This is a genomic window from Shewanella sp. A32, from assembly GCF_029167175.1.
In the GTDB taxonomy this organism is placed as follows: domain Bacteria; phylum Pseudomonadota; class Gammaproteobacteria; order Enterobacterales; family Shewanellaceae; genus Shewanella; species Shewanella yunxiaonensis.
In genome coordinates, this window is sequence record NZ_JARFTS010000003.1 from 43,196 (window position 1) to 65,184 (window position 21,989).

A 21,989-nucleotide genomic window follows, 5' to 3' on the forward strand; every position below is an offset into this window, starting at 1 on the left:
AAATTTACTAGATATGCAGCAAACCGCGAAGAGACCGAAAGCGAAGCCAACGTGAGCCAATGTGGTAAATCGGATCGCAAGCAAATTGACAATGGCCTAACCCACAGCAAGGCGCTAATGACCCATCATCAAGACTGAGCCATAAACCAGAAACGGCCGGCAGTGATATTTACCAGCCGTTCTTGCTCAGTAATTAAAACTTGAAACGATGCACCTGAGTTTTCAGTTCGACAGCCAGTTTCTCCAGCGCCGATGCTTGCTGTGCTGACTGCTCCATTTCGCTCGACAAAGTCAACGACACCTCGCGAATAGACTCGGTATTGCGGTTAATTTCTGCGGTTACCGAGGTTTGTTCCTCAGCCGCAGCGGCTATTTGGCGTGCCATATCAGAAATATTTTCTATGGCACGGTTGATCTGCCCTAATCGCTCACTTGCGGCTTCAGCATCTGCAACGCTGGCATCTGCTTTTTGCAAACTAGCTTCCGTTGCCATTACTGCGTTAGCCGTTGTGGCTTGCAGCGTTTCAATCATCTCTTGGATCTCTTGCGTTGAGCCGTGAGTGCGCTGCGATAATACCCTAACTTCATCTGCCACCACCGCAAAACCGCGGCCATGTTCACCGGCACGGGCAGCTTCAATCGCCGCATTCAACGCCAGTAAGTTAGTCTGTTCAGCCACGCCACGGATGGTCGCCAAAATGCCGTTAATATGCTGCGCATGGCTATTGAGCTCTTCAATAATCGCACCAGTGGCTGCCACTTCTTGCGCCAGCCCCTGTATTGACCCACGGCTCTGTGCTACCGCTTGCTCACCCTCTGCGGCTAATGATACGGCTTCGTGCGCGGTATTCGCTGCTAGTTCAGCATTGCTGGCAATTTCCTCAGTGGCCGATGCCATTTCCGTCACCGCGGTTGCCACCATGGTGACTTCATCTTGTTGTTGATTAATCTGTTGTCGATTTTGATGCACCGCAGCACTCGCCGTTTGTGACTGATTTCCTAGTGAGTTTGAAACACGCTCCACTTGCGAAATAATATCGTGTAACTTCGCCACAAAACGGTTGAAAGCATTGGCCAACTGGCCGATTTCATCATGCTCATGGCGCGCATTAATACGAACCGTAAGGTCACCATCACCGTCGGCGATGTCAGCCAGCGCCTCATTCAAACGCAACAGATCGGCAAACTGCTGACGGAATATCCAAGTGAGCACAACCGAGAGAAGCAACAGCACACCAACGCCAATGCCAATCATCCAATAACGCAGTTCCACATAGGTCGCCATAATGGTGGCACGATCCATCACGAATACCATCGACCAATCGGTATTGGGTACTGCGACCGCAAATACCAGTTTACGCGCTCCGTCCAATTCCATATCTGTCAGCTGAGCTTGTGCATCCGCTTGAGCCAGCCATTGGGCGGTTAACTCGGGAGAAATTACGCTGAGAAACTTGTTGTTTAATGCTTCACTAGGATGGCTAATAATGTGCGCGTTATTTTCCACCATAATGGTGTAACCGTTGCCAGGCACTTTCAGATTCCGCACTTTTTGTGCAATTTGTGACACGTTGATATTCGAGCCTGCCATACCACGTAAACTACCATCGTTGTTTTTTACGGGGTAGGCCAAAGTCACCACAAAGTCACCGGTAGTATCACTTACGTAAGGTGCCGACATTGATAGACCGTTGATGGCGGCACCCTCGGTATACCAACTACGTTTACGTGGATCATATCCTTTCGCTTTTGCACGGGCATCCCAGGTTGGATCTTGCCGCACCATGTTGCCTTGGGCATCACCATACATACTCAAAATAAAGCCTTGTGACTTAAAAGTATGGTTGATAAGCAAACGATAGTCTTCGACTGGAGTATCAGCAGGATACTGCTCGATGGTATGCGCCAAACTGGTGACAGCTTCACGTTTTTGGAACAGATCATTGCCGACTAAGTTGGCAAAAGTATTGGCTAATATGCGAATATTTTCATTGGTTTGCAGCGCAGCACGAGACTGCAACATGTTGATTGAAAACACGATTAAAATTGCACAGGTGATAGCAACTGCCGAAAGGCTCGATAACAATAGTCGGGTTTTTAGGGTTGTTTTCATTAATTAGCCGTAGAAGAAAAATATTTACCGGATGGTAACTTCTAGCGGCCAATTACCAGACAAGCTTTACTTTTAGGCCACTTATGAATCTTTTGAAACTTTTAGCAAGCCAAACATCGTGGGGGTTACGGCAATAAAAAACCCCGGAAAACCGGGGTCTTAAAAAACAGATTGCCATTAGCTCTGACGATAGGCGCGTTTGCGATCCATCTCGGTCAGATACTTCTTACGCAAACGAATGCTCTTAGGCGTCACTTCCACTAATTCATCATCGTCGATAAATTCCAGTGCCTGCTCCAGCGTCATTACAATCGGTGGTGTCAGGGTCTGAGCTTCGTCAGTACCTGATGCACGAATGTTGGTCAGCTGCTTGCCTTTCAGACAGTTCACTGTCAGGTCGTTAGAACGACTATGGATACCCACAATCTGGCCTTCATAAATTTCTGCAGCATGGCCAATAAACAGACGACCACGTTCCTGTAGATAGAACAGAGAGTAAGTTAGCGCTTTACCGGTAGCGTTGGAGATCAATACCCCGTTAGCACGCTGGCCGATATCCCCTTCCTTATATGGACCGTAGTGATCAAATGAATGATACAGCAGACCAGTGCCGGAAGTAGAAGTCATGAAGTCAGTCTGGAAACCAATCAACCCACGGCTAGGGATCATAAAGTCGATACGCACGCGACCTTTACCGTCTGGCTGCATATCCTTCATATCTGCTTTACGGATACCCAGCTTTTCAATCACGGCACCTTGATGCTGCTCTTCTACGTCCACGGTCAGCTGTTCATAAGGCTCGCATTTTACGCCATCGATCTCTTTAAGGATCACTTCTGGACGAGAAACAGCTAACTCATAACCTTCACGACGCATGTTTTCGATCAGGATAGACAGGTGGAGTTCACCGCGACCAGAGACCTTGAAACGATCCGGGCTGTCAGTTTCTTCTACGCGCAGCGCTACGTTATGCACCAGTTCAGTCTGCAGACGTTCAAGAATATTACGAGAAGTGATGAACTTACCTTCTTTACCAGCAAACGGTGAAGTGTTTACCTGGAAAGTCATGGTCATGGTGGGTTCGTCAACACTCAACGCTGGTAATGCTTCCACATTATTAGTGGCGCACACAGTGTCAGAAATCTTCAGCTCGCCCAAACCGGTAATCGCTACGATGTCACCAGCATCCGCTTCAGCAACTTCGTTACGATCCAGACCAAGATAACCTAATACTTGACCGACCTTACCATTACGGGTTTTGCCATCCGCACCAATCACAGTCACCTGCTGGTTGGTTTTAACGCTACCGCGTTTGATGCGACCAACACCAATAACCCCAACGTATGAGCTGTAATCCAGCTGAGAGATCTGCATCTGGAATGGGCCTTCATCGTCTGCATCAGGAGGTGATACTTTGTCGATGATGGTCTGGAATAAAGGGGTCATGTCATCGCTATGAGTTTCTGGATCCAGAGATGCGTAACCGTTCAGTGCAGAGGTATAAACAATTGGGAAGTCCAATTGCTCATCGGTCGCACCTAAGTTCACAAACAAGTCGAACACCTGGTCAATCACCCAATCAGGGCGCGCACCTGGGCGGTCGATTTTGTTGATAACCACAATAGGTTTCAATCCCTGAGCAAATGCCTTCTTTGTCACAAAGCGAGTCTGAGGCATCGGGCCATCTACGGCGTCGACCAGCAGCAATACTGAGTCTACCATCGACAACACGCGTTCTACTTCACCACCGAAGTCAGCGTGCCCGGGGGTATCAACGATGTTGATACGATAGTCCTGCCAGCGAATCGCGGTATTCTTCGCCAAAATGGTGATACCACGTTCCTTTTCCAGATCGTTTGAGTCCATCACACGCTCAACCGCTTCACCGCGGGAGGCTAATGTACCTGATTGAGACAGCAGCTTGTCCACCAGAGTGGTCTTGCCATGGTCAACATGCGCGATAATCGCGATGTTTCTTAATTTATTGAGTGAACTCGACATTTTACTTGTGAAGCCTATGTTTGCATCGGGGACTGCATGCCAGCGGCAGAATTTGTCACCGCCGGACGCGTTAATTCTTGCGAAAAGGCGGCGATTATACACTGAGCAAGGTGTCATTGATATTAATTTATACAATTGCCTCACGTTGTCGCAGTCAGACAATGCCGTGGGTCAACTGAGGTAAAACGATTCGACGATTTTTACGGAGCACTCACATCACCAACTTGGGGCAATGTTAACTTGATCACAGGTTTTATGGACAGATTTTGAACGATGTTTAATCGTGTGATTTCTGCCAGCCATGACACACTATTTTATCTCAACGAAATCACACTTTTGAGTCGTCGAATACAGCCACAGAGTCAGCTGGCACCATCCATAAAAACATTGATTTAGACAGCGCGACCGTGAAATTTTAAGATTTTTACAACAGTGCGATAACGGTTGATTTACCGGTCATTGCGCTCTAATCTAGCCGAGGGAAATAACAGTATAAGTGGCCAGCTTTACGTAAAATTCAACATCTCTAAAACAGCATTTTAGAGCATGGATTGCACCAAAAAATAGCGTTTCCGCACCACTATTGTGCGTTACCGACTGTATTATTCGCCCAATATTCGAACATGCCCTTTGATTTCAGCGTGTTAAAAAGCTGGCACGATTTTGGCTGCTCAAAAGCCTTAAAATTGAAGATACGCCAGTCGTTAAACTTACACCAAGTAAACAAAGGGCCGAATCTATACCCTATCCGGAGGCTTTAGAATGTCAGTTGAATCGGTACTGAAACAACTCCAAGAGTTGGAAGTAAAATTTGTTGATCTGCGTTTTTGCGATACCAAAGGTAAAGAACAACACGTATCTGTGCCTGCACACCAGGTAGATGCCGACTTTTTTGAAGACGGTAAAATGTTTGACGGCTCTTCAATTGCAGGTTGGAAAGGCATCAACGAATCAGACATGGTGCTGATGCCAGACGTAAACACTTTCGTGCTGGATCCTTTCTTCGAAGAAACCACCGCAATCATCCGTTGTGACATCCTCGAACCAGCCACTATGCAAGGCTATGAGCGTGACCCACGTTCTATCGCTAAGAAAGCAGAAGAGTATCTGAAGTCTACTGGTATTGCTGACACAGTGCTGATTGGCCCAGAACCAGAATTCTTTGTATTTGACGATGTACGCTTCGGCTCTGACATGTCAGGCAACTTCTACAAAGTTGGTGCAAAAGAAGCTGCTTGGAGTTCTGCTAACGAATACGAAGATGGCAACACTGGCCACCGTCCTACCGTTAAAGGCGGTTACTTCCCAGTGCCACCAGTGGATTCATCACAGGATTGGCGCAGTGCGACCTGTCTGGTATTGGAAGAGATGGGTCAAGTGGTTGAAGCTCACCACCACGAAGTGGCCACTGCTGGCCAGAACGAGATTGCTACCCGATTTAACACTCTGACGGCTAAAGCAGACGAAATTCTGACCCTGAAGTATGTTGTGCACAACATGGCGCATGCTTACGGCAAAACTGCGACCTTTATGCCTAAACCTATCATGGGCGATAACGGTTCAGGTATGCACGTGCACCAGTCACTGTCTAAAGACGGTGTGAACCTGTTTGCGGGTGACAAGTATGCGGGTCTGTCTGAAACCTGTTTGTACTACATCGGTGGTATCATCAAGCACGCTCGCGCGCTGAACGCCTTCACCAACCCAAGCACCAACTCTTACAAACGTCTGGTTCCTCACTTCGAAGCTCCAGTCATGCTGGCTTACTCAGCACGTAACCGCAGTGCTTCAATCCGTATTCCGGTAGTTCCATCACCCAAAGCTCGTCGTATTGAGACTCGCTTCCCAGATCCAATGGCTAACCCATATCTGGCGTTCTCTGCACTGATGATGGCTGGTCTGGACGGTATCCAGAACAAGATCCACCCTGGCGATGCCATGGACAAAGACTTGTACGATCTGCCAGCTGAAGAAGCTGCTGCAATCCCACAAGTGGCTGAGTCTCTGGATATTGCGCTGGCAGCACTGGATGCTGACCGTGAGTTCTTGACTAAAGGCGGCGTATTCTCTGATGACTTCATCGATTCATACATCGCACTGAAAACTGCAGAAGCTGAGAAAATCAACCGCACAGTTCACCCACTTGAGTTCGAACTGTACTACAGCCTGTAAGCTATTGCTCTGCAATCAACCCGATGAGTCAAGCCATCGGAGTATAAAAATAAAGCCCCGGGTTTATCCCGGGGCACTTATTTTAGATGCCATCTAACGGTTATCCGTTCAACACTATCCCTTCCCGTTCTGAGAGCAGTTGTATCAGCCTGTCACTGAGCAACCTTAACCGTTGCGCCAGATGACGAGGATATGGGTATAACAGATATATGGGCATACTCGGCACCGTTATATCCGGTAATATCTGCGTCAATTCCCCCGGTTTTTAAATAGTGATTGAGACCGAGTAGCGGCGACTGAATGATTTCTAAGTGGCCTCGACAAGCAGCGACATCAGCATCACGGTTATTGACAAAGAGCCGTGTCGGCATCGGCAATATCTATAACGTTTCGCCGTCCAGATATTCAAGGCCTCCCGGATTACCAAACAGCGTGACATACTGCACCAACAGGTGCCGTGCTAACGCCTTTAGCGTATAAGGTGTGCCATAGCGTTGCAGATAGCCAATTTTTTAGCCACTATGCCATCCTGCTCCAATTTGCCGACCCGCATCAACGCATCCAAGCCTTCACGACAATATCCACTTTGCGGTCAGTACCGCTGCTTTCCAGCGTCAGCTGAGGATGCTGTTCCATAAAGTGCTGTAATGCCGGGAATAGCTGCTGTCTGGTAAAAACCTTGCGGCATGTCGACACGAATGCAGCCACTTAATTCGCTTTCTCGTCGCCAAAGCAGCTCCTCCAATTCGCGGTATTGAGCCAACAGAGACTGGGACCGAGAAAAATCCGCGTGAAGGTGTTGGCTCCCGGCGCGATTGAAACGGACTTTAGTGTTGGAGCGATGCGCGATAACCCGGAAATGAATCGCTATGTCGCTTTGCAAACCGCGTTGGGGCGCGCAGGATTACCTGCAGGTATCGATGCGGCCACTGCATTATTGCCGTCAGACAGTGCGGCATGGATCATGCCGCAACGTATTGAAGCCTTTGGCGGTATGTTTATTTGAGCAATCGCAGAAATATCTGCTGCTAGCCGCTGAAATCTATAGCGGGAATCGATTAAAATAAGCGTTAGTTTAACTATCCATTGCCAATCCCGATGTTTTCCAAGTTATTAAAGCTTACGCTGCACTGGCTACCTGATCGTTCAGATTTGCCAGAAGGGTTACGTATTGGCCTGCCAATGATGGCAGGCTTACTTTTATTTTCTGCCGTTGGCGATACCGCCAGCGGCGTTAACGCCTTGATTTGTGCTTGGTTGGTTGGCGTGCAAGGACGAAACCTTGCTTACCCCAAACGCACCATATTACTGAGTCTGTCGGCATTATTATGTTGTATCAGCAGCGCGCTAGCATTACTGAGCCTGATTGAACCGCTGCTCGGTATCGCCGTGTTAATGCTGATTGGTCTGCTGTATGGACTTAGCTCCAATCAACGAAAATACATTCAGCTACTCACCTACAATGCCGGATTCTCGTTGATTTGCGCCATGCATCTGCTGGAAAGTGACACCCCTTGGGTAATGGTGTTGCTTTCCAGTGCTTTTGGCAGCTGGAGTGCCATGCTTAGCGCAGTAATCGCAGGCCCCTGGCTATCCATTCGCCAAGGAGAGCAACTCCTCGCCAAAGTCTCTACACAATTTGTAAATTGGTGCACTATTTTGGGCTATTCCGATGCTGCCAACGTAGGTAAACGTCTGGCGTTACGTGAGCAACTGGATGAAGCCATCGCCGTGCTGGCGCACTGGTTACAGGAAATGCCCGATAACAGTGCAGTGTTAAAGATTGCTAAAGGTCTGCGTTCACGGATGCAACTGATTGAAGCAATGGAAGAAATTGGTCGAATTCGGCAACAGGAAAGCTCTGAAGCCAACGCCGATGCGCTGCAATGCTATATCACAGACTTTGCCGTTAATTTCAACGCAATAGTGGAACAGGGTGCGCCATTACCTGATTTACCACAAGGCAACGGCCAACATCCGACGCTCACCGCTATTGAACAGCAGATTACCGCAGCGATACTCGCCAATGATCCGTTATCAGAAAACTGGCGCACCCTGCTTAAACTTATCTGGCCATCAGATGCCGACAGTATCCGCAGCCAATGGCGCAAAGCGCTGCAAAAAGGTTCGCGTGAATGGCACCATGGCTTGCGCATTCTGTTCACCTTAATGTGTTGCCAGTTAGTGGTGGCGTTATTGCCATTTCAACAGGGGTATTGGGTGACACTGACAGCATTTATCGTAATGATGACAGCGCCCCTGGGACAATTGCAGTTACGGATCTGGGGGCGAGCCTATGGCACAATCCTGGGGTCGATATTAGCACTGGCGATGGTCTGGTATTTCGGCACTGGTGCCTGGCTGGAACCGGCCACCTGTATCACGCTGTTTCTTGCGTTCGCCACCTACTACAAGGCTCGCTACGAAATTCATGTGTTTTGGATAACCGTGATGATGATTTTTGCCATCACCTTGCTGCTGCCAGCCGAACCCTATATTGCCTTTTATCGGGCGCTGGATACGTTGACCGGTGTGATTCTGGCAGTACTGGCGATGTATCTGTTCATTCCAAGCTGGACCAAGCGCTGGCTTGACAATTATGTGTGCCACTTCATCGAACTGGAACAGCGCTGGTTGCAAAGCATTGCAGAGGGTAAATCGGATCTGGCATTACGTTGGCAGGCACATGCGGCATTAAGGCAATTGAGTCTTGAGATCAGTTATATGAAGCTTGAACCCAATAACTCCGCCAGAGAACTGCAAGATTGGCAGAGTTTCCTGTGGCTGGGCCTGACGTTGCACTGCACGCTGGTAGTGCTCGCCAGACAGGGGCAACATCCGCAGCTGCAGCAGGCATGTAACCAACTGCAATCATGGTTGCCATTATTCCGCAGCCGTTACAAACCGCAATGGTGTGTGATTGAACAACCATTACTGACCAGTGATGATGTGCATCTGTGGCTAGCGCAGGATTTGTCGCAACTTTATGCCTGGTTATATTGGCAACGACCATTTCAGTTGTCGTCAACCATCGAGCATCACTGATTGCGATACACGTTGCGGATATGATTTCGCTGGGCAATGACGCCGCAACACGCTAGTCTTAACAGATAATAACCAACGAAAGGAACAGGTTATGCGCGTCTTGCTGATGTTACTCTGTCTGCTGTCAGTGACAGCTCAGGCTACTGTCTATAAATGGATAGACAAGGACGGTAATATCCATTTTAGTGATCAGCCACATGCTAACGCGCAGCAAGTGAAGTTGCCGGATAACACCGGCAACCAAGTCACCATGACACCAGTCAACGCCATCAGCAACGAAGAGCCAACCACCTCTGCCGAACAAAAAGCGCTATATCAGGTCAGCATTGTATCGCCGCACCATGAAGCAACTATCCGGGATAATGCCGGAGACTTCACCGTGACCGGTAACGTGCAGCCTGAGCTGGCATCAGGCCATTATCTGCAACTCTTTATTGATGGGGTAGCCACCAGCGATGCCCAGGCGAGCCCAGTGTTTCAACTCAAAAATATCGATCGCGGCGAACATAAGCTTCAACTAAAGGTCGAACAGCAAAACGGCAAAGTCCTTGCATCCAGCTCAGAAATAACCATTTTTCTGCACCAAGCTGGGCTAATTAAACCCGCAATTCCGGCGCCGAGTGCTAAACGGGTCAATGGATAACTATGTTGTATCATATAGTTAGCTATATTGTTCTGTTTATGTAGATTGTCGGCACTATCTTGCGGCTTGCACCAGAATGGCGCACTATAATGGTGCAATCAATCTGGAATAATGCCGATGGACACAAATCTACTGCTAAATCATCTGGTGACTGCAGTTTTGGTTATCGACGGCGAACTCCGCCCTGCGTATGCCAATGCTGCTGCGGAGCAATTGCTGGGAGTCTCCAGTCATAAACTGAAAGAGCAACCGCTGGTCGACTGGCTCCATACGTTGGCTATTGACGCCAAGGTCCTTAAAGGTGCAGTAGTCGCAGCGCAAGGATTGACGGTGAATACCATCCAATTAGTGACCTTGGATGGGCAACACCATACGGTTGATCTGACATTGGTACCGATTGAGCATGATACTGAGCAGACGGCATTCAGCCTGCTGGAGCTAAGGCAAGTCGACCAGCAACGGCGTATTCATCAACAACTGACATTGGATGCACAGCAACAGGCTGCCCAGTTTTTGGTGCGCAATCTGGCCCATGAAATCAAAAATCCCTTAGGGGGACTGCGTGGGGCTGCCCAGTTACTGTCCAGAGAACTCAGCGATGAGCATCTGCGAGAGTTTACAACCTTAATTATTGAGCAGGCAGATCGCTTGCGTAGCTTGGTGGATAGGCTGCTAGGACCTCAGAAACCTTCGCAGCACCGGGTGTTAAATATTCATATGGTGATTCAGAAGGTGCTGAATCTGGTGAGTGTCACGCTGCCACCGAATATCCGTTTGCGCCAGGATTACGACCCCTCCATTCCAGATCTGCCGATGGATGAGGATCAGCTGCAACAGGCCATCCTCAACATCGTACAAAATGCCATTCAGGCGCTGGAGCAGCAAAAGGCGGGGGATATTATGATCCGTACCCGCACCGCGCATCAGGTCACCATCGGCACCCAGCGTCATAAACTGGCGCTGATACTGTCGATTATTGATAACGGCCCAGGGATTAAGCCGGAGCTTGTCGATACGCTGTTCTATCCCATGGTGACAGGACGTAAGGATGGCAATGGCCTGGGGCTATCGATTGCCCATAACATTGCCCGTTTACATGGTGGCCGTATCGACTGTAATTCAGCACCTGGCCACACAGAATTCAGCCTGACCCTGCCAATTAATTTGGATCAGGACAACTTATAAGATCTGCAAAACAGGGAGCAATATGAGCGAACAAGTATGGATCCTCGATGATGATAGCTCCATCCGTTGGGTACTGGAGCGTGCACTGCGTGGTGCCAAAATTAGTTGCGCCAGCTTTGCTGCCGCCGAATCACTGTGGGATGCATTGCAGATTTCACAGCCTCGCGTCATTGTCTCTGATATTCGCATGCCGGGGACTGACGGCCTGACATTGCTGGAACGCATTAATGTGCACTATCCGCATATTCCAGTCATCATCATGACCGCACATTCCGACCTGGATAGCGCCGTCAGCGCCTATCAGGCCGGTGCGTTTGAATATCTGCCAAAGCCGTTCGATATTGACGAAGCCATTACGCTGGTGGAGAGAGCGATAACGCATGCCACTGAGCATTCTCCGGTGCCGGTTGAATCCCAACTCAATACGCCTGAAATCATCGGCGAAGCACCGGCCATGCAGGAGGTGTTCCGGGCGATTGGCCGTTTGTCTCGTTCATCTATCAGCGTCCTCATCAACGGCCAATCCGGAACCGGTAAGGAGCTGGTTGCCGGAGCACTGCACAAACACAGTCCGCGCCGCGATCAATCTTTTATTGCACTGAACATGGCGGCCATTCCCAAAGAATTGATTGAGTCTGAACTATTCGGCCATGAAAAAGGGGCGTTTACCGGTGCGGCTAACGTACGCCAGGGGCGCTTTGAACAGGCAAATGGTGGCACCTTATTTCTTGATGAAATCGGCGATATGCCGCTGGATGTGCAAACCCGACTGCTGCGGGTATTGGCTGACGGACAATTCTACCGCGTGGGCGGGCATTCCCCAGTCCGCGTAGATGTACGTATCATTGCCGCAACCCATCAGGATCTAGAATCTCTGGTGCAAAAAGGCCAGTTCCGTGAAGACTTATTCCACCGTCTGAACGTTATTCGTATTCATCTGCCACCACTATCGCAGCGACGCGAAGATATTCCGCAACTGGCGCGGCATTTCCTGGCACAAGCGGCCAAAGAGATTGGGGTTGAAGCCAAAATTCTCACCAAAGAAACCTCGGCGAAACTGCAACAACTCCCGTGGCCAGGTAACGTTAGGCAATTGGAGAATACCTGCCGCTGGCTCACCGTTATGGCATCTGGGCAAGAGATCCTGCCACAGGATTTACCCCATGAACTGTTTAAAGAACCAGTGACACAAACCAGTGGTTCCAGCAATTCACACGATTGGCAAACAGCCTTACGTTTATGGCTGGATCAGCGCTTATCACAAGGTGAAAATGATCTTCTGACCGAAATCCAACCGGCGTTTGAGCGGATTTTGTTGGAAACCGCGCTAGAGCACACGCAGGGACACAAACAGGAAGCCGCCAAACGTCTCGGCTGGGGTCGCAATACCCTGACACGAAAATTGAAAGAGCTTTCGATGGATTAACAACGATGGTGGTGATCTGTCATGCTGGCACATGTAGCCGCTATCAGATCACCGCATCAGCGTCTTTGGCGAAGTCCCCTCCTCATCCCTTTATTTCTAAGCAGTTTCTTCCGCAGCATCCTGCCACCAATACCAGGGTGGCATAACACCACTTAAGAACCTCCGCGGGCGGATAATTCAAGTTGATATTTAATGTGAAACTAACGCCATGAAATGGCAAAACCGCACCACATTATCTAAGGTTTAAACGAGTGCAGTTGTTCATTTCCACTGGGTGATCCTATCGGACTAGGGAAAGGGTTATGGACCTTCTCCGCCAACGTAAATGGCTTGGGTTACTTACCGTCTTACTGTCGCTAATATTGACTGCTGCAGTGTGGTTTTACTTTAAACAAGCCGCCACGGATGAGACGGTTATCTGCCGCAATGGCAGAATCGAAGCCGTAGAGATCGATGTATCCGCAAAAAGCCCCGGGAGATTAGCCACCATTTTAGTTAACGAGGGTCAATTTGTGGTGGCGGGACAAGTGCTCGCACAAATGGACACGAAGGCACTTCAAGCGGAGCGATTACAGGCAGAAGCCCTGTTAAAACAAGCAGCAGAATCCGTTATCACCGCAGAAAGCCAGTTGGCCTTACGTGAAAGTGAAAGAAAGTCAGCGTTAGCGGTTGTAAACCTGCGACAAACAGAACTCACCCTGGCGGAGAAAAGAAGCAAAAGAATTATTCAGTTAGCCACATCAGGTCACACTTCAGCACAATCTGTTGATGATGCTAAGGCGGCGGTTGATAGCGCTAAAGCGGCGTTAAATGCGGCGACGGCTCAGGTGGCAGCAACTGCAGCAGCGATTGCTACAGCGTATGCCCAAATCGACAGTGCCAAGTCCTCAGTGGCTGCTGCTCAAGCCGGAATCACCCGCATCCAAGTTGACATTGACGACAGTGACCTTAAAGCACCGGTCAATGGCCGCATTCAGTATATTGTGTCGCGGCCAGGAGAAGTGATTGGTGCTGGCGGCAGCATTCTCAATCTGGTGGATGTCACCGATGTCTTTATGACGTTTTTCTTGCCAACAGCTTATGCCGGACGGCTGGCAATTGGTACGGAAGCGCGTCTGGTTTTAGATGCGGCACCAACATATGTCATCCCCGCACACATATCGTTCATCGCCGATGTTGCGCAATTTACCCCTAAGACAGTTGAAACTGACAATGAACGCGAAAAATTGATGTTCCGGATTCGGGCTAAAATTGCGCCGGCACTACTGGTCAAACATATCAAGCAAGTGAAAACCGGTTTACCCGGTGAAGCCTGTCTGCGTATTGCAGAAGACCAACCCTGGCCTTCTCGATTACAACAGAATCTGGTCAGGTAAGCGCTATGGCACCACCAATAGCGGATTCCACAATAGTCAAATTACAGGACGTGAGTTTGCAATACCTCAAGACTGACGCCCTTAAGCAGATTACGCTGACGCTTAATGCTGGCACGATGACGGGGCTGATTGGTCCTGATGGCGTCGGCAAATCCAGTTTGTTGTCGCTAATTTCCGGTGCAAGAGTGATCCAGCATGGCAGTATTGAAGTGCTCGGGGGCGATATGTCAGATGCCAAGCATCGACAGCGAGTATGCCCCGATATCGCCTACATGCCTCAGGGGCTGGGCAAAAATTTATACGAGTCACTCTCGGTATTTGAGAATATCGACTTCTTCGGTCGTTTATTCGGTCTTCCCCAAGAAACACGTGAACACCGCATCACCGAACTCTTAAATGCCACCAGCCTGGCAGCTTTTAAAGATCGCGCGGCGAACAAGTTATCCGGGGGAATGAAACAGAAACTGGGATTGTGTTGTGCATTGATACATGATCCAGATTTATTAATCCTTGATGAACCCACCACGGGTATCGATCCTTTATCTCGACGCCAATTTTGGGAATTAATCGCCCGATTCCGCCAGCAACAGCCAAACATGGCCGTGTTAGTTGCCACCTCCTATATGGAAGAAGCGGCTCGATTTGATCAGTTAGTGGCGATGAATCATGGACAGATATTAGCCAGTGGCACACCTCAGGCATTACTCAGTCGTACCCAAAGCCACACATTGGAACAAGCCTTTATACAGCTAGTCCGCCCCACCTCAACGCCTATTGGCAAACCGGTCACGACAATCCCCCACCATGTCGCTGCTGATGCTGATATCGCCATAGAAGCACGTGGATTAACCAAGCGCTTTGGCCACTTTACCGCAGTTGATAATGTCAGTTTTTCCATTCGCCGCGGGGAAATCTTTGGCTTTCTCGGTTCCAACGGCTGTGGCAAGACAACGACCATGAAAATGTTGACAGGGCTGCTCTCGAAAAGCGCTGGCGAAGCGCAGCTCTTTGGTCATCCGGTGGACCCAGATGATCTCGAGACTCGACGCAGAGTGGGATATGTTACGCAATCATTCTCGTTATATAGCGAGCTCAGTGTTAAACAAAATCTTGAACTTCATGCACATCTTTACGGTATTGCAGCATCGCAGATTAACCATAGGGTTCAGCAGATTGCCAGCAAGTTTGCGTTACAAAAGCGCTTGGGTAGCTTACCTGGCGCCTTACCATTAGGTGAACGCCAGCGCTTATCGTTGGCGGTGGCAATGATCCATCAACCAGAAGTCCTGATCCTCGATGAGCCAACCTCTGGAGCCGACCCGCTAACGCGTGACGATTTTTGGCAAATCTTAGAGAGATTGGCTCACGAAGAAAACGTGACCATTTTTATCTCCACTCATTTTATTAATGAAGCCGCGCGATGTGATCGGGTGTCACTGATGCATGCCGGGAAAGTGCTTGTCAGCGACACACCAAGCGCCATCGTGGAAGGGAAACACGCGCAGTCACTTGAGCAAGCATTTATTGACTATCTTCAGGACGCTGAAGGCCAGAATCAACAACTACCCAATCCAACCCCCTCGGCAAACAACACCCGGCACACAAGGCGGCCTACTGGCGCCGCTTTATTCAGCTTACGTCGTTTAATGAGTTATACGCATCGAGAAACACTGGAGCTACTGCGAGACCCAATACGTTTGGCACTAGCGGTTTTCGGCAGTGCCTTATTGCTGCTGGTGCTCAGTTACGGCTTGAACATGGACGTACAAAACCTCAGGTTTGCTGTGTGGGATCAGGATCAGAGCAACACCAGTCGCAATTATGTTTTAGAACTTTCAGGCTCTCGGTTCTTCGATGCGCGCCCTCCCATCCAAAGTTATGCGGAACTGGACGCCCGTATGCAAGCGGGAGAGATCAGTCTGGCGATGGTGATCCCCAGTGGTTTCGCCCGCGACTTAGCCAAGGGAAATCAGGTAGAAATTGGTGCCTGGATTGATGGCAGTATGCCGCAACGAGCAGAGACGCTCAGAGGTTATGTACAAGGCATGCACTATCAGTGGCTGACAACCCGTACCCGCGAAATTTATGGCAAGCACGCGATAGCGCCACTACTGAATATTGAGACACGTTTTCGCTATAACCCAGATGTAGAAAGCTTGCCAGCCATGGTACCGGCAATGATCCCTATTTTGCTGATGATGATCCCGGCCATGCTCAGTGCGCTGTCGATTGTCAGGGAAAAGGAGTTAGGCTCCATCATCAATTTCTATGTCACCCCCGTCACTCGGCTAGAATTTCTATTAGGTAAACAACTGCCTTATGTTGCGTTATCCATCCTGAGCTTTGTATTACTGGTGCTACTGGCGTTATTTTTTTTCCAGGTACCAATCTCCGGCAGCGTGCTGACGTTGGCATTCGCAGCGGTGTTTTATATCTTGGCGGCGACGGCTCTAGGCCTGCTGGTATCGACCTTCGTAAACAGTCAGGTCGCAGCCATCTTTGGCACGGCGATCGTCACCATGTTACCCGCCGTACAATTCTCAGGATTGATCGAGCCAGTCACCGCCCTTCAAGGGATAGGTCGGCTTATTGGTGATATTTATCCGACCACTTATTTTGTCATGATTGCGCGCGGCACCTTTTCCAAAGGACTCAATTTTACCGATTTGCACAGCGCCTTTATCCCTTTGATTTTGGCCTTTCCGATCCTAATCGTGATTACGGTGGCGCGACTCAGGAAACAGGAGCGCTGACCATGGACAGGATAAGCGGCCGTCATATCTTCCATTTAGGGGTAAAAGAACTGCGATGTATTTTGCGTGATCCCATCATGCTGTTTCTGATCATTGTTTCCTTCACTTTTTCCGTATATATCGAAGGCAAATCGATGCCGGAGACACTGAACAAAGCGGCTATCGCCGTGGTGGATGACGATAACTCGCCACTCTCCCGGCAACTCATTGACGCCTTCTACCCACCGTATTTCTTGCCTCCAATCGCGATTACGCTGGCGCAAATGGATCAACGCATGGATGCAGGAATGGATACATTCGCTTTACATATTCCGACAGGCTTTGAGCGCGATGTGTTAGCCGGGCACAACGTGACGGTACAATTGAATGTGGATGCGACCCGCATGAGTCAGGCCTTTACCGGTAGTGGCTATATCCAAGCGATTATCACCGCAGAAGTTACGGAGTATCGGCAACGATTTCGTCACGATAGCATCATGCCAGTGGAGTTGGTGCTGCACGCCCGCTTTAATCCCGAACTGAACAGCGTTTGGTTTGCCTCGGTGATGGAACTGGTCAGCAACATCACCATGCTGGCGATTATTCTGGCCGGAGCAGCGCTGATCCGAGAACGGGAACACGGTACGCTTGAACATCTGCTGGTGATGCCGGTGACACCATTGGAAATTATGCTGAGTAAAGTTTGGGCAATGGCGTTAATCGTCATGCTGGCTTCAGGCTTTTCACTGATAGCGGTGGTTCAAGGGGTATTGGGCGTGCCCATCGCTGGCTCGCTGCTGTTATTTTTTGCGATAGTCGCCCTGAATGTCTTTGCTGCCACCGCTATGGGTATTTTTTTGGGCTCGGTTGCCCGCTCCATGCCACAATTTGGATTATTGATGTTCTTGGTATTACTGCCTTTGCAGATACTTTCGGGTGCCATGACGCCGTTTGAGAATATGGCAGCGCCCGTGCAATGGGTAATGCGACTGGCACCAACAACCTATTTTGTTTCTTTGTCACAAGCTATTTTATATCGGGGTGCCGGGTTCGCCATGCTGTGGCCAGACATATTGATCATCAGCATCATTGGCGCCATATTGTTCTATATCGCATTGGTGAGACTACGAAAGTCTCTCAGTATGATGGAATGATGCAGCGGACTCAAAGATGACATGACTTGCTAAGATCCATGACGTAAATATCCCCTGACTTTAGCCAAAAGCGTCAACGCACGAATAAGTAAAGGACGCCGTAGCGTCCTTTATTGCTTCAAAAATCGATTACGCTCAGATCCGCGCGCTCTTCCACTACGTCATCGGGATCTTGATGGATAATCACTTCTGCACTCGGGAACTGCTCTAGAATACGATTTTCTGCAGCTACCGCGATTTCATGTGCGTCATGGAGTGACAAGGCGCCATCCAGTTCCAGATGTAGCTGAATAAACACCGTTTGTCCGGACTGGCGAGTACGTAAATCGTGAACCCCTTTGACCCGTTGGTCCTGACAAGCTATGTCGGTAATCTGCTGGCGAGTTTCTTCGTTAAGCTCCCGATCCAACAAGGCTTGAACCGAACGGTAACCCAATCCCCAGGACTGATGACCGATGTACAGTGCAATCAATACGGCAAATAGGCCATCCGCCCACCACCAGCCATACTGCGCCAGCACCAATGCCAGTAACACCGCAGCGTTTAAAAATAGATCTGATTTATAGTGCAGCGAATCCGCTTCCACAACACTGCTGGCAGTCGCATCCAAGGCTTTTTTCTGCACGATAACCAACGCCAATGTCAGCACAATCGCGATAACAGAAACGACAATACCTACGGTGGCATGCTGCAGTGGTTCAGGAGCGGTCAGTCGGCCACCACCATGTAATAGCAGTAAGAACGCACTCCCCATGATAAAGGCTGACTGCGCGAGTGTTGCCAGATGCTCCGCCTTACCATGACCATATCGGTGGTCATGATCAGCAGGGATCAGCGCGTAGCGAATAGCGATAAAATTGACCACCGATGCCATTACATCGGCGATAGAATCAGTAACAGACGCTAGCATACTGGCCGAACCAGACCACAGCCAGGCCAGTAACTTAATGACGATCAGCGTTGAAGCCGTGGCAATTGCAGCACGGCTTGCTAACTTGACCCAAAACGCATAATGAGAACTTCGTGTCATCTAACAGGCTCAAACAACTCACAAAAGTTGAACCTATGTTAACAGATTTCAGTCATCCTGGTCTGCGTTCCACATCGGCATTTTTTCCATCTCACTCTTGAGCTTAGTTTTCTGCTCATCGGTCAGCAGGTTATAGATCTGATTATGCAACTTCATCCGTTGCAACTGCCGCTCAGTTCGTAACTGTTGCTGCTGTTCAATCAGTTTCTTAGCCTTGGATTCATCAAATTTAGTGGCCGTCATCAATTCCTGCATGGCTTTGCGATGCGCGCTACGCTCAGCTTTCATGCTATCGCGCTGTGCGTCAAACAGCTTTTTGATTGCGGTCTGTTGGGCGTCAGTCAACTCCAGCTGATGCAGCATCATAAAGCCCATATGATCCCAGCCGCCACCCATACCATGACTGAAGCCACCGTGCATGCCAGGCCCCATACCCGGCCCCTGCATCATGCCTGGTCCAGGCCCCATACCTTGACCCTGCATCATACCTGGCCCCATGCCCATATGCTTAGGACACTGGCAGGCTGGCGCAGCAGGTGGTGGAGGCGCATCTTTAGCTTTATCGGTATCAGCGGCGAATGCGGTGGTCGCCCAGATACCTGATACTGTCGCCAGCACCAACATACCCGTTTTGAAATTGTTAACCATTGCTCAGACCCTCTGGTTGCAAAGTGTTTCCATATCAGACACCTTATATTCTATAAACTATATAGTAATCGTGGATAAACGAAGGGTAAATCACTGTAAAAAGCCCAAATACCCCAATTATAGGCGGCTCTTTACCTATGCTTACACTGGATGACTACAATTGACTCACAAATCGGTATACTGCACAGCAGTATAGTGTTTGATGGCGGGAGCACAAAAATCCTATGAGCCGGATTTTATTGGTAGATGATGATTTAGCCCTGGCGGAATTGTTAGGGCAACTGCTGGAGCTGGAAGGCTTTGAGCTGACCATGGCATATGATGGCCAAACGGGATTGAATAAAGCACTGGCAGAAGACTTCGATATTATCTTGTTGGACGTCATGCTCCCCAAATTGGGTGGCTTTGCAGTGTTGCAGGAACTGCGCACCAAAAAGCAAACCCCGGTGTTAATGCTTACTGCTCGTGGCGATGAAATTGATCGTGTGATTGGCCTGGAACGTGGTGCCGATGATTACCTACCTAAGCCATTTAATGATAGAGAATTGGTCGCCAGGATCCGCGCGATTATCCGCCGCTCAAATACACCGCCGCAAGAGATGCACCAAAGCAGTGAAGTCAGCATGGGCGACATTAAGTTAGATCCTACCCGCCAGGAAGCCTACTGTAATGACCAGTTGCTGATGCTTACCGGCACAGAGTTCGGGCTACTGTTCGCCTTAGCACAGCAAGCCGGGGATCTGATCAGCAAAGACGAATTAAGCGAACGAGTCCTAGGCAAGAAGCTGATGCCGTTTGATCGTAGTCTGGATATGCACCTGTCGAATCTGCGAAAGAAACTGCCCGAGCGGCCTGATGGACGTCCACGGGTAAAAACAATTCGCGGCAAAGGTTATATCTGGATCCCTTAATGTCGGCATTTTTTTTACCCAACCGTCTCTTTATCAAACTGTTGCTAGGCTTCTGGCTGTGCAGCAGTTTGATTATTTTGGCGGTTGGCGCCATTCCGCTGTTACAGCAATATCACGAAGCGAGTGATGTACCGCCGCCTATCTTGAATGTGCTGCAACGGATGGCCGATAAGATTAGCAACAATCCAGCGCTGTTGAATGGCATAAAGGTGTTAGTTTCGCCGGATCCGGAACTCCATCACTTAGCAGAACATTTTGGAGAGACCCCGGAAGACAAAGCGATAATTCGGGAACTGAAATTTCCAAAGCCGAATGATCGGCCAGAACTTGGCGCCCCCGACCATCCGCGCAGAGAAGACCAGCCATTTCATCTGTTTATCTTTGATGCGCAGGGACAATTGGTCAACAACCCTAAGCTGCCGCCAAATATTCGCAACAACTTGTTGATGATTGCGGCTATCGACAGTCCAGAGCCAAAGTCCTACAGCTTTCGTGATGAGATGTTCTTTGGCCCGTTGCACATCCATGTCAACAACAGCGAATACCGTCTGTATGGCGGACTGCCAGGACCGCATCGGGTTCCCTGGTTTTTCTTTTTTATTGACCATAAATTGCTGACATTGTCACTGGCAATTTTGTTGTCCGGTATCCTCTGTGGTTTGCTGGCATGGCACCTTGGCAAGCCACTGCAGTCGCTGAAACTCAGTGCTATCGCCTTGGCCCATGGCGATCTGACCAACCGCGTTGATGATGCCACCTCGCGCCGACACGATGAAATCGGTGAGCTAGGTATCGCATTTAACAGCATGGCGGATGCCATTGAGATAATGGTGAACAGTCAGCAACGACTGATCAGCGATATCTCCCATGAGTTGAGAACCCCGCTCACCCGACTGCAACTGGCACTGGCGTTAACCCGCAAGAAAGGATTAGCCGTAGAAGAAACGGAACGCATTGCTTATGAGGCTGACCAGCTGGAAAAAATGATCGCCGAACTGCTGGAGCTATCACGCGCCAAACTCAAGGCGCATCAAGAGAATAAGGTTAACGTCGATCTCGCGGAATCATTGAGTCAGGTGTTAGACGATGCGGAATTTGAAGCCGCACAACAAGGCAAAAATATCATCATCAAGATCCCGGATGAACTGACACTGCCGCAATATCCGAAGCCACTATCCCGCGCTATTGAGAATCTGTTGCGCAATGCCATTCGTTACAGTGAGTCAGAGATCACCTTATGCGCCCGGCGCGAGAAAAACGAGGTGATTATCGTGGTGGCAGATGATGGTCCGGGTATTGAGGAAAAAGAACTTCAAGCCATCTTTAAGCCCTTTTACCGGCCGCAGTCAGCGCGCGAACGTGAAACGGGTGGCTGGGGCCTGGGACTAGCCATTACTGAGGCGGCAATTTCGGCGCACCACGGTTCAATTTCTGCCCGCAATCGCGAAACGGGTGGCTTAGAAGTCACGGTGGTGTTACCGGCCTGAGGTAACTTCGCGTGGTCACCGCCGGTAATTACTTTTATAATCCCCGGGTTCTTTAGGCAGTCGACC

General features: G+C 49.6%; 17 protein-coding genes. 11 read left to right on the forward strand and 6 right to left on the reverse strand.

Going from position 1 to position 21,989, the window contains the following annotated elements; genetic code table 11:
- Positions 1-193 precede the first annotated feature (193 nt).
- Together PY479_RS03505 and typA are read right to left on the reverse strand one after the other, a co-directional pair.
- Entirely contained in the window at positions 194-2,113 is a 1,920-nt protein-coding gene (locus tag PY479_RS03505) for a methyl-accepting chemotaxis protein (RefSeq protein WP_275482895.1), read from the reverse strand.
- 177 nt (positions 2,114-2,290) lie between these two features.
- The gene (gene typA / locus PY479_RS03510) at positions 2,291-4,114 is read right to left on the reverse strand and encodes a translational GTPase TypA (RefSeq protein WP_212594760.1); all 1,824 of its coding nucleotides are present in this window, start codon (positions 4,112-4,114) and stop codon (positions 2,291-2,293) included.
- 762 nt (positions 4,115-4,876) lie between these two features.
- Here typA and glnA point away from each other — a divergent pair.
- Positions 4,877-6,286, forward strand: coding sequence for a glutamate--ammonia ligase (glnA, locus tag PY479_RS03515; protein WP_275482896.1), 1,410 nt, complete (start codon positions 4,877-4,879; stop codon positions 6,284-6,286).
- Positions 6,287-6,438: 152 nt separating this feature from the next.
- Here the strand turns inward: glnA and PY479_RS03520 are convergent, their stop codons facing one another.
- Together PY479_RS03520 and PY479_RS03525 are read right to left on the reverse strand one after the other, a co-directional pair.
- The gene (locus PY479_RS03520; RefSeq protein ID WP_275482897.1) at positions 6,439-6,657 is read right to left on the reverse strand and encodes a hypothetical protein; all 219 of its coding nucleotides are present in this window, start codon (positions 6,655-6,657) and stop codon (positions 6,439-6,441) included.
- Positions 6,658-6,838: 181 nt separating this feature from the next.
- Positions 6,839-6,994 carry a hypothetical protein gene (locus tag PY479_RS03525; RefSeq protein WP_275482898.1) on the reverse strand — a complete coding sequence of 52 codons (156 nt, stop codon included), beginning with the start codon at positions 6,992-6,994 and terminating at the stop codon, positions 6,839-6,841.
- A gap of 46 nt (positions 6,995-7,040) precedes the next feature.
- Here PY479_RS03525 and PY479_RS03530 point away from each other — a divergent pair, with 46 nt between their 5' ends.
- From PY479_RS03530 to PY479_RS03565, 8 genes are all read left to right on the forward strand, one after another.
- The gene (locus tag PY479_RS03530; protein WP_275482899.1) at positions 7,041-7,292 is read left to right on the forward strand and encodes an SDR family oxidoreductase; all 252 of its coding nucleotides are present in this window, start codon (positions 7,041-7,043) and stop codon (positions 7,290-7,292) included.
- Positions 7,293-7,384: 92 nt separating this feature from the next.
- Positions 7,385-9,331, forward strand: coding sequence for an FUSC family protein (locus PY479_RS03535; protein ID WP_275482900.1), 1,947 nt, complete (start codon positions 7,385-7,387; stop codon positions 9,329-9,331).
- Between the two features lie 91 nt (positions 9,332-9,422).
- Entirely contained in the window at positions 9,423-9,974 is a 552-nt protein-coding gene (locus PY479_RS03540; protein WP_275482901.1) for a DUF4124 domain-containing protein, read from the forward strand.
- Positions 9,975-10,091: 117 nt separating this feature from the next.
- Positions 10,092-11,159 carry a nitrogen regulation protein NR(II) gene (glnL, locus tag PY479_RS03545; protein WP_212594767.1) on the forward strand — a complete coding sequence of 356 codons (1,068 nt, stop codon included), beginning with the start codon at positions 10,092-10,094 and terminating at the stop codon, positions 11,157-11,159.
- A 22-nt stretch (positions 11,160-11,181) separates the two neighbouring features.
- Entirely contained in the window at positions 11,182-12,585 is a 1,404-nt protein-coding gene (glnG, locus tag PY479_RS03550) for a nitrogen regulation protein NR(I) (RefSeq protein ID WP_212594768.1), read from the forward strand.
- Between the two features lie 302 nt (positions 12,586-12,887).
- Positions 12,888-13,961, forward strand: coding sequence for an HlyD family efflux transporter periplasmic adaptor subunit (locus tag PY479_RS03555; RefSeq protein ID WP_275482902.1), 1,074 nt, complete (start codon positions 12,888-12,890; stop codon positions 13,959-13,961).
- A 5-nt stretch (positions 13,962-13,966) separates the two neighbouring features.
- Positions 13,967-16,714, forward strand: a complete 2,748-nt coding sequence (gene rbbA, locus PY479_RS03560) for a ribosome-associated ATPase/putative transporter RbbA (protein ID WP_275482903.1) — start codon at positions 13,967-13,969, stop codon at positions 16,712-16,714.
- Positions 16,715-16,716: 2 nt separating this feature from the next.
- Positions 16,717-17,847 (forward strand): ABC transporter permease, encoded by a 1,131-nt coding sequence (locus PY479_RS03565; protein ID WP_275482904.1) that lies wholly within the window; start codon positions 16,717-16,719, stop codon positions 17,845-17,847.
- A 118-nt stretch (positions 17,848-17,965) separates the two neighbouring features.
- Here PY479_RS03565 and PY479_RS03570 read toward each other — a convergent pair whose 3' ends face one another.
- Complete coding sequence (locus PY479_RS03570) at positions 17,966-18,877, reverse strand: cation diffusion facilitator family transporter (protein ID WP_212594773.1); 912 nt, start codon at positions 18,875-18,877, stop codon at positions 17,966-17,968.
- 48 nt (positions 18,878-18,925) lie between these two features.
- Positions 18,926-19,525, reverse strand: a complete 600-nt coding sequence (locus tag PY479_RS03575; protein ID WP_275482905.1) for a Spy/CpxP family protein refolding chaperone — start codon at positions 19,523-19,525, stop codon at positions 18,926-18,928.
- A gap of 224 nt (positions 19,526-19,749) precedes the next feature.
- Here PY479_RS03575 and PY479_RS03580 point away from each other — a divergent pair, with 224 nt between their 5' ends.
- Both PY479_RS03580 and PY479_RS03585 read left to right on the forward strand, forming a co-directional pair.
- The gene (locus PY479_RS03580) at positions 19,750-20,436 is read left to right on the forward strand and encodes a response regulator (protein ID WP_212594775.1); all 687 of its coding nucleotides are present in this window, start codon (positions 19,750-19,752) and stop codon (positions 20,434-20,436) included.
- On the forward strand, positions 20,436-21,923 hold the full coding sequence (locus tag PY479_RS03585) for an ATP-binding protein (protein WP_212594776.1): 1,488 nt from the start codon (positions 20,436-20,438) through the stop codon (positions 21,921-21,923). The genes PY479_RS03580 and PY479_RS03585 overlap by 1 nt, the downstream gene beginning before the upstream one ends.
- The last annotated feature ends 66 nt before the right edge of the window (positions 21,924-21,989 follow it).